The organism is Citrobacter sp. wls714 (assembly GCF_005281025.1).
Taxonomy (GTDB): Bacteria; Pseudomonadota; Gammaproteobacteria; order Enterobacterales; family Enterobacteriaceae; genus Citrobacter; species Citrobacter werkmanii.
On record NZ_SZWZ01000063.1, the window covers coordinates 131,408 to 143,752 of the forward strand.

The 12,345-nt window shown below is 53.1% G+C and carries 9 protein-coding genes; 3 read left to right on the plus strand and 6 right to left on the minus strand.

The window, feature by feature from the left end; genetic code table 11:
* The first annotated feature begins 3 nt into the window (after positions 1–3).
* The gene (glpQ, locus tag FDX11_RS13045; RefSeq protein WP_061382104.1) at positions 4–1,071 is read left to right on the plus strand and encodes a glycerophosphodiester phosphodiesterase; all 1,068 of its coding nucleotides are present in this window, start codon (positions 4–6) and stop codon (positions 1,069–1,071) included.
* A 60-nt stretch (positions 1,072–1,131) separates the two neighbouring features.
* On the opposite strand, the gene FDX11_RS13050 is transcribed toward glpQ, so the two are convergent.
* The gene (locus FDX11_RS13050) at positions 1,132–2,010 is read right to left on the minus strand and encodes a LysR family transcriptional regulator (protein WP_042307148.1); all 879 of its coding nucleotides are present in this window, start codon (positions 2,008–2,010) and stop codon (positions 1,132–1,134) included.
* Positions 2,011–2,171: 161 nt separating this feature from the next.
* Here FDX11_RS13050 and FDX11_RS13055 point away from each other — a divergent pair, with 161 nt between their 5' ends.
* The gene (locus tag FDX11_RS13055; RefSeq protein WP_042307149.1) at positions 2,172–3,362 is read left to right on the plus strand and encodes an MFS transporter; all 1,191 of its coding nucleotides are present in this window, start codon (positions 2,172–2,174) and stop codon (positions 3,360–3,362) included.
* A gap of 3 nt (positions 3,363–3,365) precedes the next feature.
* On the opposite strand, the gene yfaE is transcribed toward FDX11_RS13055, so the two are convergent.
* The 4 genes from yfaE to ubiG form a co-directional block, all read right to left on the minus strand.
* Positions 3,366–3,620 (minus strand): class I ribonucleotide reductase maintenance protein YfaE, encoded by a 255-nt coding sequence (gene yfaE, locus FDX11_RS13060; RefSeq protein WP_042307150.1) that lies wholly within the window; start codon positions 3,618–3,620, stop codon positions 3,366–3,368.
* Positions 3,620–4,750 (minus strand): class Ia ribonucleoside-diphosphate reductase subunit beta, encoded by a 1,131-nt coding sequence (gene nrdB / locus FDX11_RS13065; protein ID WP_003027605.1) that lies wholly within the window; start codon positions 4,748–4,750, stop codon positions 3,620–3,622. The genes yfaE and nrdB overlap by 1 nt, the downstream gene beginning before the upstream one ends.
* Before the next feature lie 111 nt (positions 4,751–4,861).
* Complete coding sequence (gene nrdA / locus FDX11_RS13070) at positions 4,862–7,147, minus strand: class 1a ribonucleoside-diphosphate reductase subunit alpha (RefSeq protein WP_137350039.1); 2,286 nt, start codon at positions 7,145–7,147, stop codon at positions 4,862–4,864.
* A gap of 420 nt (positions 7,148–7,567) precedes the next feature.
* Positions 7,568–8,296 (minus strand): bifunctional 2-polyprenyl-6-hydroxyphenol methylase/3-demethylubiquinol 3-O-methyltransferase UbiG, encoded by a 729-nt coding sequence (gene ubiG, locus FDX11_RS13075; RefSeq protein WP_038642230.1) that lies wholly within the window; start codon positions 8,294–8,296, stop codon positions 7,568–7,570.
* 158 nt (positions 8,297–8,454) lie between these two features.
* Between ubiG and gyrA the strand changes: the two genes are divergently transcribed.
* Complete coding sequence (gene gyrA / locus FDX11_RS13080) at positions 8,455–11,091, plus strand: DNA topoisomerase (ATP-hydrolyzing) subunit A (RefSeq protein ID WP_079223335.1); 2,637 nt, start codon at positions 8,455–8,457, stop codon at positions 11,089–11,091.
* A gap of 42 nt (positions 11,092–11,133) precedes the next feature.
* Here the strand turns inward: gyrA and FDX11_RS13085 are convergent, their stop codons facing one another.
* Positions 11,134–12,318, minus strand: a complete 1,185-nt coding sequence (locus FDX11_RS13085; RefSeq protein ID WP_042307156.1) for an acetyl-CoA C-acetyltransferase — start codon at positions 12,316–12,318, stop codon at positions 11,134–11,136.
* Between the last annotated feature and the right edge of the window lie 27 nt (positions 12,319–12,345).

Genomic DNA, 12,345 nt, shown 5'->3' on the forward strand with positions numbered 1-12,345 from the left:
TTTATGAAAACCACATTGAAAAGTCTCAGCGTGGCGCTGATGCTGGCTGGTATGGTTGTTAGCAGCGCGGCGGTCGCCGCCGATAAAATCGTGATTGCGCACCGTGGGGCAAGCGGTTATTTACCTGAGCATACGCTGCCCGCGAAAGCGATGGCCTATGCTCAGGGCGCGGATTATCTGGAGCAGGATTTGGTGATGACCAAGGATGACCATCTGGTCGTCCTGCATGACCACTATCTGGACCGCGTCACCGATGTCGCTGAGCGTTTTCCGGATCGTGCGCGTAAAGATGGACGTTATTACGCTATCGACTTTACGCTGGATGAGATCAAATCGCTGAAATTTACCGAAGGCTTTGATATCGAAAATGGCAAAAAGGTACAGACCTACCCTGGGCGCTTCCCAATGGGTAAATCTGATTTCCGCGTGCACACCTTCGAAGAAGAGATTGAGTTCGTTCAGGGACTGAATCACTCAACCGGTAAAAACATCGGTATTTATCCGGAAATGAAAGCGCCGTGGTTCCATCACCAGGAAGGGAAGGACATCGCAGCGAAAACGCTGGAAGTGCTGAAAAAGTACGGGTATACCAGCAAAAACGACAAGGTTTATCTGCAGTGTTTTGATGTTGCGGAGTTAAAGCGCATTAAAAATGAACTGGAACCAAAGATGGGGATGGATCTCAATCTGGTGCAGTTAATTGCGTACACTGACTGGAATGAAACCCAGGAGAAAAAGCCGGACGGTAGTTGGGTTAATTACAACTACGATTGGATGTTCAAACCGGGTGCCATGAAACAGGTGGCGCAGTATGCGGACGGCATTGGGCCGGACTACCACATGCTGGTTGATGAGAAGTCGAAAAAAGGCAATATCTCGTTAACTGGCATGGTTCAGGACGCGCATCAGAACAAGATGGTGGTGCATCCTTATACTGTTCGTGCCGATCAGCTACCGGATTACACCACTGACGTAAACCAGCTGTATGACATTCTGTATAACAAGGCGGGCGTTGACGGGTTGTTCACCGACTTCCCCGACAAAGCAGTGAAATTCCTGAATAAAGAGTAATGGCACAAGGCCTGTGATGCACCTCCGGTCACAGGCCTTATTGGATAACGTTAGTAACTGTTAGATAAGGCCGTCTGCTGTCAACGTTTCCATACAAGCCTGCAGGAGAAATAAAGGGCTGCCGTCCACCGGCGGCTCTTTTGCCAGTAACGATATCTGTCGATAGAACGTCGGCTCCAGCGCCACCGAGCGAATCTCCCCGCCAGCGGCCTTCAGCGTCAATTCCGGTAATAATGCAATACCCAGCCCCTGCCGAATAAAGCTCATCGCGGTATCCGGATGGTTAAATTCGTATTTAATAACCGGCTCGATACCTTTCTCTTTAAATAGCGTCATGATGCTTAATTCATAGCGCCCTTTACTGATAATCAGCGGTTCTCCCACCAACTGTTCAACCGTAACCGCGGTATTGGCTGCCAGAGGATGGTTTTCGGGAACCACGACGGTAAATTTGTCGCGATAGATCGGTACGCAGTACATGCCAGTCACCGGAAAATGCACAAATCCAGCATCAATATCCCCGCTGCGCAGGGAATCCACGATCGCCGTGCTGTTCTCTTCGAAGGGAATGATTTTGATGTGCGGATGGTGCTGTTCGAAGTGGTGGATAATGCCCGGTAAAATGCAGGCGCAGGCGCTGGGAAAGCAGCCGATGCGCAGGGTTCGGGCTGGGTTTTTTCGCTCCTGCTCGGCAATCTCTTTCACCGCGTTGGTTTCTGAAACGATCATGCGCAGGTGCGGTACGATCCGTCTTCCAACGGGGGTGAGCTGAATGTCTTTGCGGCGCTCGCGGATAAGACATTCGACTCCCAGCTCTTCTTCAAGCGCCGAAATTGCCTGGCTTACAGCGGATTGGGTCATATACAGCCGCTTACTGGCTTCGGTAAAACCGCCGCATTCAAGCACCGCAAGCAGGGCGTGGATTTGGGTTAATGTCATTAGTTCCCTCTAATTAACAATATTAAAACGATTAATTTCTCTAATATGATGAACCTGTTTACACTTGCGGTCTACCGTATAAATCACATTTTGACGCACCTCTCCGTTGCTCAGTTGAGCTGAGCGTTGCCTGCGTGCGCCGTCTGGACAGGTTGTCGAATATGAAAGAAAAACTGTGGACGAAGGATTTTTGGGCAATCACGATAATTAGCTTCATTATATTCTTTGTGTTTTATGTCCTGCTTACGTTATTACCGATCTATATTTCGGATCGCCTGCACGCCACGCCGGATAAAGCCGGCTTATTGGTCACCTTCTTTTTAGGTGCCGCAATTGTTGTGCGTCCGTTCGCCGGGCAATGGGTGGGAAAATATTCGAATAAAACGATTCTGGTGCTCTCTTCTCTGGCCTTTTTGGTTGTCACTGCGCTGTATCCTGTTTGCCACTCAATTGAATCGCTGCTGTTTATTCGGGTGCTTCATGGGGTGACGTTTGGCGTCATTACCACGGTAAAAGGAACGATTTCCGCGCGGCTGATACCGGCCTCCCGACGTGGGGAGGGCATCAGTTTTTTCTCGTTGGCCATGGGACTGGCAATGGTTGTGGGGCCCTGGGTGGGGCTGAATATGGCACGCTGGGGCGCTTTTACCACCGCTTTCTGGCTGTGTAGCGCGGTTGCCGCGCTGGGTATTATCCTGTCATTGATCGTCGCCGTACCGCCGGTCATCCGTCATGCCGACGGCTCAAAACCGAAGCTGGGATTTGCGGCAATGTTTGACCGTGCCGCGCTGCCTTTCGCGATGGTGACGTTTTTCATGACCTTCTCCTATGCGGGCGTTTCTGCTTTTCTCGCGCTGTATGCGCGCGAGTTGGATCTGATGGCCGCCGCCAGTAATTTCCTGTTGTGCTACGCTATTTGCCTGATGATCTGTCGAACCTTTACCGGCAACATTTGTGATAAAAAAGGGCCGAAATACGTGGTATATCCGTGTTTGCTGGCCTTTACAGTGGGACTGGTGGCGCTTGGCTACACCAACGGCAGCATCATGATGATTATTGCCGGGGGATTAATCGGCATTGGTTACGGTTCGGTCACGCCGGTATTCCAGACACAAATTATTAGCTCGGTGGAACCGCATAAAATTGGCATCGCCAATTCGCTATTCTTTAATGCGATGGATGCGGGAATGGCGATTGGCGCGTTCATTATGGGGATGATGGTCGAGGGCGTGGGCTATCGGGCGATTTATCTGGTAGGGGCGCTGCTGGTGGTTTTAGCCGGGGCGCTGTATATCGCGCAGATGAAACGCCGCGGGGCGATGCCGCTGGTTAGCGCACATGAAGTGCACTAACTGTTACAGCTCAAGTTCAATATCGCCTTTTGCCCGGCAACAGCAGGGCAATATTTCTCCCGGCTGAATAAAGGCCAGAGGTTCTGCAATCCAGTCCACCTGTCCCGCTACCAGGCGGGTACGGCAGGAACCGCAGTAACCCTCACGACACTGGTATTCGACTTCAACATTGTGCGATTCGAGTGCGACCAGCAGGGAAGGGTGTTCATCCTGGCACAGCAGCTGTGTGCCAGAGATGCGCAGAGTAACGCGGCTCATCAGAGTTGGAAGTTACTCAGATCGTCGGTATCAACTTCGGAATCGATCTGGCCGACCAGATAGGAGCTGACTTCCACTTCCTGCGGCGCAACCTGTACGTTATCGGATACCAGCCAGGTGTTGATCCACGGGATCGGGTTAGAGCGCGTCTGGAACGGCAGATCCAGCCCAACAGCCTGCATACGAATGTTGGTGATGTACTCAACGTACTGGCACAGAATATCTTTGTTCAGGCCGATCATCGAACCGTCACGGAACAGATAGTCCGCCCACTCTTTCTCTTGCAACGCGGCCTGCACGAACAGGTCGTAGCACTCTTGCTTACACTCTTCTGCGATTTCCGCCATCTCTGGGTCGTCTACACCGCTGCGCAGCAGGTTCAGCATGTGCTGCGTACCGGTCAGGTGCAGGGCTTCGTCGCGGGCGATCAGACGAATAATTTTCGCATTGCCTTCCATCAGTTCACGTTCGGCGAATGCGAAGGAGCAGGCGAAGCTCACGTAGAAGCGAATGGCTTCCAGCGCGTTCACGCTCATCAGACACAGGTACAGCTTTTTCTTCAGCTCACGCAGGTTCACGACAACCGTTTTGCCATTAACGGTATGGGTGCCTTCCCCTAGCAGATGCCAATAGCTGGTCATCTCGATCAATTCGTCATAGTAGCTGGAAATGCCTTCCGCGCGCTTCTGGATCTGCTCGTTGGTAACGATATCATCAAACACCACCGCCGGATCGTTCACGATGTTACGGATAATATGGGTGTAAGAGCGCGAGTGGATAGTTTCAGAAAACGCCCACGTTTCGACCCAGGTTTCCAGTTCAGGAATCGAGATTAACGGCAGCAGCGCGACGTTCGGGCTACGACCCTGAATGGAGTCCAGTAACGTCTGATACTTCAGGTTGCTGATGAAGATATGCTTTTCATGCTCCGGCAGCGCCTGGAAGTCGATGCGATCGCGGGAAACATCGACCTCTTCCGGACGCCAGAAGAAAGAGAGCTGCTTTTCGATCAGTTTTTCGAAGATGTCATATTTTTGCTGATCGTAGCGGGCGACGTTCACCGGCTGGCCGAAGAACATCGGTTCCAGAAGCTGATCATTTTTCGTCTGTGAAAAAGTGGTGTATGCCATTGATGTGAATCCTTTGTGGGATGAGCGCCGGATGCGGTATAAACACCTTATCCGGCCTACAAACCGTGCAATCGTAGGCCGGGTAAGCGTAGCGCTACCCGGCAACATTCATCAGATCTTACATGCGCCGCTTTCGCAGCCATCGTCCTGAATGGACGGTACCAGATCGTCCTGAGTATCTTCCGCACCATCGCGGGTGTTCTGATAATACAGCGTTTTGACGCCAAATTTGTAGGCGGTGAGCAGGTCTTTCAGCAACTGCTGCATCGGCACTTTTCCTGATGGGAAACGCGTCGGATCATAGTTGGTGTTGGCAGAAATCGACTGATCGATAAACTTCTGCATGATACCTACCAGTTGCAGATAGCCGTCGTTGTTCGGCATTTCCCACAGCAGTTCGTAGGCGTCGTGCAGGTGTTCGTAGTCCGGCACGACCTGACGCAGAATCCCATCTTTAGACGCTTTGATGCTCACGTACCCGCGCGGTGGTTCAATACCGTTAGTCGCGTTAGAGATCTGCGAAGAGGTTTCCGACGGCATCAGCGCAGACAGCGTGGAGTTACGCAGGCCGTGAGTTTTGATGGACTCGCGCAACGCTTCCCAGTCCAGGTGCAGTGGCTCGTCAGAGATAGCATCAAGGTCTTTCTTATAGGTATCGATCGGCAAGATACCCTGGGAGTAAGTTGTTTCGTTAAACCACGGGCACGCGCCTTGCTCTTTTGCCAGCTCGTTAGAAGCTTTCAGCAGGTAATACTGAATGGCTTCGAAGGTTTTGTGGGTCAGGTTATTGGCGCTACCGTCAGAATAACGCTTACCGTTTTTCGCCAGCCAGTAGGCGTAGTTGATGACGCCAATACCCAGCGTACGACGGCCCATCGCGCCGCGTTTGGCGGCCGGAATTGGATAATCCTGATAATCGAGCAACGCATCCAGCGCGCGCACCGCCAGTACGGCCAGTTCTTCCAGCTCGTCCAGGCTCTTAATCGCGCCGAGGTTGAAAGCGGACAGCGTACACAGCGCAATTTCGCCGTTTTCGTCGTTAACGTCGGTCAGCGGTTTGGTCGGCAGGGCGATTTCCAGACACAGGTTGGACTGGCGCACCGGAGCGACTACCGGATCGAACGGGCTGTGGGTGTTGCAGTGGTCCACGTTCTGGATATAGATACGGCCTGTAGAGGCACGTTCCTGCATCATCAGGGAGAACAGTTCGACCGCTTTCACGCGCTGTTTACGGATGCTGTCGTCGTTTTCATATTGGGTGTACAGACGTTCGAACTCGTCCTGATCGGCGAAGAACGCGTCGTACAGCCCCGGCACGTCGGACGGGCTGAACAGGGTAATGTCGCCGCCTTTCAGCAGACGGGTGTACATCAGCTTGTTGATTTGTACGCCGTAGTCCATATGACGCACGCGGTTGCCTTCAACGCCACGGTTGTTTTTCAACACCAGCAGGCTTTCGACTTCCAGATGCCACATTGGGTAGAACAGGGTGGCCGCACCGCCGCGCACGCCGCCTTGCGAGCAGGATTTCACCGCGGTCTGGAAGTGCTTGTAAAACGGAATACATCCAGTGTGGAACGCTTCACCGCCGCGAATCGGGCTGCCCAGCGCACGGATGCGGCCGGCGTTGATACCGATACCGGCGCGCTGAGAAACGTATTTCACGATAGCGCTGGAGGTGGCGTTGATGGAATCCAGGCTGTCGCCGCACTCGATCAGTACGCAGGAGCTGAACTGGCGGGTTGGGGTACGCACGCCGGACATAATTGGCGTCGGCAGAGAAATTTTGAACGTTGAAACGGCATCGTAGAAACGTTTTACATATTGCAGACGCGTTTCACGTGGATAGTTAGAGAACAGGCAGGCCGCTACCAGAATGTAGAGGAACTGCGCGCTTTCATAAATCTCACCGGTGACACGGTTTTGCACCAGATATTTACCTTCTAACTGCTTCACCGCAGCATAGGAGAAGGTCATATCACGGTCGTGTACGATGAACGAGTCCATCTGCTTGAACTCTTCTTCCGTGTAGTCTTCCAGCAGATGATTGTCGTATTTGCCCATTTCAACCATTTTCACGACATGGTCGTAAAGTGCAGGCGGTTCAAACTCGCCGTAGGCTTTTTTACGCAGGTGGAAAATGGCCAGGCGGGCAGCCAGGTACTGATAATCCGGCGCCTCGCGGGAGATCAGGTCGGCGGCTGCTTTGATGATCGTCTCATGGATATCGGACGTTTTGATACCGTCATAAAACTGAATATGAGAGCGCAGCTCGACCTGAGAAATCGATACGTTATTCAGTCCTTCTGCCGCCCAATCCAGAACTCGGTGGATTTTGTCGAGATTGATGCGCTCTGTACTACCATCACGCTTTGTCACCAGCAGACTCTGATTCATGTGGTTTTTTACCTGTCCGTGAAAGAAAAAATATCCCCCATATTATCCACAGAGTCATGTTGTGACTAAGTCTGTGGATAAATACTATATGTAGGGGTTGTTTGATAAAATAGACGCTATATGGTGAGTATTCTAGTAGGGATTCTTTTCAGCACAAGAGTTGATTTTGACGTTAAATTGAGGTTGCAAAAGGGTAAGAATCGCTAAGTGCGCGTCTTATAAGGCCTGGCGGGGATGTCAATAATTGAGAAAAAAAATAGAAAATTTGATCGAGTGCTGATTTCTTCATCTAAGGCGAAGAAAGTTCTTATGATCTGGCACAGGATTTGTAGGCCCGATAAGCGAAGCGCCATCAGGCCCTGTTCCTGTCAGCATACCGGATGGCGGCGTTAGACGCCTTATCCGGCCTACAGAAAGTGGTTAATCAACACTGGCGGTGGTATGGACCATATAGTTCACATCAACGCCCGGACCGAGTTTGAAGCTGTTGGTGATCGGGTTGTAATGCAAGCCGGTCATATGACGCTCTTTCAGCACGGTCTGATCTACCCACTGTAATAACTCTGCAGGCTTAATAAATTTTTTCACATCATGCGTGCCTTTCGGCACCATGCGCAAAATATATTCCGCTCCGACCACGGCCATCAGCCAGGATTTGCCGTTGCGGTTAAGCGTGGAGAAAAACACTTCGCCGCCCGGTTTAACCAGCCTGGCGCAGGCGCTGACCACCGACTGCGGGTCCGGCACGTGCTCCAGCATTTCCATGCAGGTCACCACGTCATACTGGTGCGCATGTTTTTCCGCGTGCTCTTCGACGGTTTCCTGGACGTACTCGACCTGGATACCGCTCTCCAGCGCATGCAGTTTTGCTACCTGTAACGGTTCAAAGCCCATATCCAGGCCCGTGACGGTTGCGCCTTCGCGCGCCATACTTTCTGCCAGAATGCCGCCGCCGCAGCCTACGTCGAGTACCTTTTTACCAAACAGGCCGCCTGAGCGCTCCGTGATGTAGCCCAGACGCAGCGGGTTAATGCGGTGCAGTGGCTTAAATTCACCCTCAAGGTCCCACCAGCGTGACGCGACTGCTTCAAACTTGGCAATTTCTTCATGGTCAACGTTGTGGCTTACCGGGGGTTTTTCGGCATTCATTGGGGCTTCTACTCCTAAATTTGCGATGCAAATGAGTATATCAGCCTGACGGGATGAATAAAGCCTCTGTCAGGGGGAATCCATTTACCTGAATCTGTGCGAATGTGTTATAATTTGCGACCTTTGAATCCGGGATACAGTAGAGGGATAGCGGTTAGATGAGCGACCTTGCGAGAGAAATTACACCGGTCAACATTGAGGAAGAGCTGAAGAGCTCATATCTGGATTATGCGATGTCGGTCATTGTTGGCCGTGCGCTGCCAGACGTCCGAGATGGCCTGAAACCGGTTCACCGTCGCGTACTTTACGCCATGAACGTATTGGGCAACGACTGGAATAAAGCCTATAAAAAATCTGCCCGTGTCGTTGGTGACGTAATCGGTAAATACCACCCTCATGGTGATACCGCCGTTTACGACACCATTGTTCGTATGGCGCAGCCATTCTCCTTGCGTTACATGCTGGTAGATGGTCAGGGTAACTTTGGTTCTGTCGATGGCGACTCCGCAGCGGCGATGCGTTATACGGAAATCCGTATGTCGAAAATCGCCCATGAGCTGATGGCTGACCTGGAAAAAGAAACGGTTGATTTCGTCGATAACTACGACGGCACCGAACAAATTCCTGACGTCATGCCGACCAAAATTCCTAACCTGCTGGTGAACGGTTCGTCCGGTATCGCGGTAGGTATGGCAACCAACATTCCGCCGCACAACCTGACGGAAGTGATCAACGGCTGTCTGGCATACATTGACGATGAAGACATCAGCATTGAAGGGCTGATGGAACATATTCCGGGTCCGGACTTCCCGACCGCCGCGATCATTAACGGTCGTCGTGGTATCGAAGAAGCCTACCGTACTGGTCGTGGCAAAGTGTACATTCGCGCCCGCGCGGAAGTCGAAGCTGACGCCAAAACCGGCCGTGAAACCATCATCGTCCATGAAATTCCGTATCAGGTGAACAAAGCGCGCCTGATCGAGAAAATCGCCGAGCTGGTAAAAGACAAACGTGTTGAAGGCATCAGCGCGCTGCGTGACGAGTCTGATAAAGACGGTATGCGCATCGTGATTGAAGTGAAACGCGATGCGGTCGGGGAAGTGGTTCTGAACAACCTTTACTCCCAGACCCAACTGCAGGTTTCTTTCGGTATCAACATGGTTGCGCTGCACCATGGTCAGCCGAAGATCATGAACCTGAAAGATATTATTGCCGCGTTTGTACGTCACCGTCGTGAAGTCGTAACGCGCCGTACTATCTTTGAACTGCGTAAAGCCCGCGACCGCGCGCATATCCTTGAAGCGCTGGCGATTGCGCTGGCGAACATTGACCCCATCATCGAACTGATTCGCCGCGCGCCGACCCCGGCAGAAGCGAAAGCTGCGTTGGTGGCGCGTTCGTGGGAGCTGGGCAACGTGTCCGCCATGCTGGAACGTGCCGGTGATGACGCCGCGCGTCCTGAATGGCTGGAGCCGGAATTTGGTGTGCGTGACGGTCAGTACTACCTGACTGAACAGCAGGCCCAGGCGATTCTGGATCTGCGTTTGCAGAAACTGACTGGCCTTGAGCATGAAAAACTGCTCGACGAATACAAAGAGCTGCTGGAGCAGATCGCTGAACTGCTGCACATTCTGGGCAGCGCAGATCGTCTGATGGAAGTTATCCGTGAAGAGATGGAGCTGATTCGCGAGCAGTTCGGCGACGAACGTCGTACCGAAATCACCGCGAACAGTGCTGACATCAACATCGAAGATCTGATTAGCCAAGAAGATGTTGTCGTAACCTTGTCTCATCAGGGCTACGTGAAATATCAGCCGTTAACCGATTACGAAGCACAGCGTCGTGGCGGTAAAGGCAAATCAGCAGCACGTATTAAAGAAGAAGACTTTATTGACCGCCTGCTGGTGGCTAACACCCATGACACGATCCTCTGCTTCTCCAGCCGTGGTCGTTTGTACTGGATGAAGGTTTATCAGTTGCCGGAAGCCAGCCGTGGCGCGCGTGGACGTCCAATCGTCAACCTGCTGCCGTTGGAAGCGAACGAACGTATCACCGCTATTCTGCCGGTACGCGAGTACGAAGAAGGTGTGAACGTCTTCATGGCGACCGCCAGCGGTACGGTGAAGAAAACCGCGCTGACTGAGTTCAGCCGTCCGCGTTCCGCCGGTATCATTGCGGTTAACCTGAACGAAGGCGACGAACTGATTGGCGTTGACCTGACGTCCGGTAGTGACGAAGTCATGCTGTTCTCTGCCGCGGGTAAAGTGGTGCGCTTTAAAGAAGATGCCGTTCGTGCGATGGGGCGTACCGCGACCGGCGTACGCGGTATCAAACTGGCAGGCGAAGACAAAGTCGTTTCTCTGATTATTCCGCGCGGCGAAGGCGCTATCCTGACCGTGACGCAAAACGGCTACGGTAAGCGTACCGCGGCAGAAGAGTATCCGACCAAGTCTCGTGCGACTCAGGGCGTTATCTCCATCAAAGTGACCGAGCGCAACGGCTCTGTTGTTGGCGCGGTGCAGGTTGAAGATACCGACCAGATCATGATGATCACCGATGCAGGTACGCTGGTGCGTACTCGCGTGTCGGAAATCAGCGTAGTAGGGCGTAATACCCAGGGCGTGATCCTCATCCGTACTGCGGAAGATGAAAACGTCGTGGGTCTGCAACGCGTTGCTGAGCCGGTTGATGATGAAGAACTCGACTCCATCGACGGAAGTGCCGCTGAGGGCGACGATGATATCGCGCCTGAAGCAGAAACTGATGATGATGCAGCGGATGACGCTGACGAGTAATTGAGATGTTATGAAAAGGGCCGGAGAAATCCGGCCCTTTTTTTAATTCATGCGTTCCACAATCATTGCTATTCCCTGACCGCCGCCGATGCACAGCGTGGCAAGCCCAAGCGTTTGATCGCGTGCCTGTAGCGCATGCAGCAGCGTAACCAGAATTCGTGCGCCGCTGGCGCCAATAGGATGTCCCAGCGCAATAGCCCCGCCGTTGACGTTAACCTTTTGCGGATCGAACCCCAGCGTTTTGCCGACGGCAAGAAACTGCGCGGCAAATGCCTCGTTGGCTTCGATAAGATCGATATCGGACAGCTGCAGCCCGCTCAGCTGTAGCGCTTTTTGCGTGGCCGGAACCGGCCCCATCCCCATCATCGCCGGTGCCACGCCACCGCTGGCCCAGGCTTTGATCCGTGCCAGTGGTTTTAGCCCTGCCGCCAGCGCCGCAGACTCTTCCATTACCACTAATGCCGCCGCACCGTCGTTGATCCCCGAAGCATTGCCTGCGGTGACGGTTCCTGTTTTATCGAAGGCTGGGCGCAAGGCGGCGAGCCCTTCCGCCGTCGAGTCAGCTTTGGGGAACTCGTCGCGCTCAAAGATGATGGTTTTTTTACGAGACGACACGCTGACGGGCACGATTTCAGCCTCGAATGCGCCGGACGCGATTGCAGCCACGGCTTTACGCTGTGACTGCAGTGCCAGTTCATCCTGCATTTCGCGGCTGATGCCGTACTCTTTGGCGACATTTTCTGCGGTGATCCCCATGTGGTACCCATGCTCGGCGCAGATCAGGCCGTCGCGCAGAATAACGTCTGACAATTGCCCATCACCAAGACGATATCCCCAGCGGGCCTTTGCGTCTAACAGGTAGGGGGCCTGGCTCATGTTTTCCATCCCTCCCGCCACGATCGCCTGAGCTTGTCCTGCCTTAATTGCGAGGGCGGCAAGCGCTACGCTTTTCAGGCCCGAGCCGCACACTTTGTTGACGGTAAAGCCGCAAACGGTGTCGGACAGGCCGCTTTTTAACAATGCCTGACGCGCCGGATTTTGTCCGAGTCCTGACTGCAACACGTTGCCCATAATCACCTCGTCCACGCGTTGAGGGTCAAGGTGAGCACGCTCAAGGGCGGCTCTAATGACGGTGGCTCCAAGCTCGACGGCCCCCGTTGTTGCCAGTGCGCCGTTAAAACTGCCGATTGCGGTACGTGCCGCGCTGACGATGACACAGTTTTTCATTTTTCAGTTCCTTTTAAGAAGTTGTTG

Excerpts from the sequence above, each read along its gene's own strand:
- FDX11_RS13085 (WP_042307156.1), bottom strand. The coding sequence starts at position 12,318 with ATGAAAAACTGTGTCATCGTCAGCGCGGCACGTACCGCAATCGGCAGT.
- FDX11_RS13055 (WP_042307149.1), top strand. The coding sequence starts at position 2,172 with ATGAAAGAAAAACTGTGGACGAAGGATTTTTGGGCAATCACGATAATT.
- gyrA (WP_079223335.1), top strand. The coding sequence starts at position 8,455 with ATGAGCGACCTTGCGAGAGAAATTACACCGGTCAACATTGAGGAAGAG.
- yfaE (WP_042307150.1), bottom strand. The coding sequence starts at position 3,620 with ATGAGCCGCGTTACTCTGCGCATCTCTGGCACACAGCTGCTGTGCCAG.
- nrdB (WP_003027605.1), bottom strand. The coding sequence starts at position 4,750 with ATGGCATACACCACTTTTTCACAGACGAAAAATGATCAGCTTCTGGAA.
- ubiG (WP_038642230.1), bottom strand. The coding sequence starts at position 8,296 with ATGAATGCCGAAAAACCCCCGGTAAGCCACAACGTTGACCATGAAGAA.
- glpQ (WP_061382104.1), top strand. The coding sequence starts at position 4 with ATGAAAACCACATTGAAAAGTCTCAGCGTGGCGCTGATGCTGGCTGGT.
- nrdA (WP_137350039.1), bottom strand. The coding sequence starts at position 7,147 with ATGAATCAGAGTCTGCTGGTGACAAAGCGTGATGGTAGTACAGAGCGC.
- FDX11_RS13050 (WP_042307148.1), bottom strand. The coding sequence starts at position 2,010 with ATGACATTAACCCAAATCCACGCCCTGCTTGCGGTGCTTGAATGCGGC.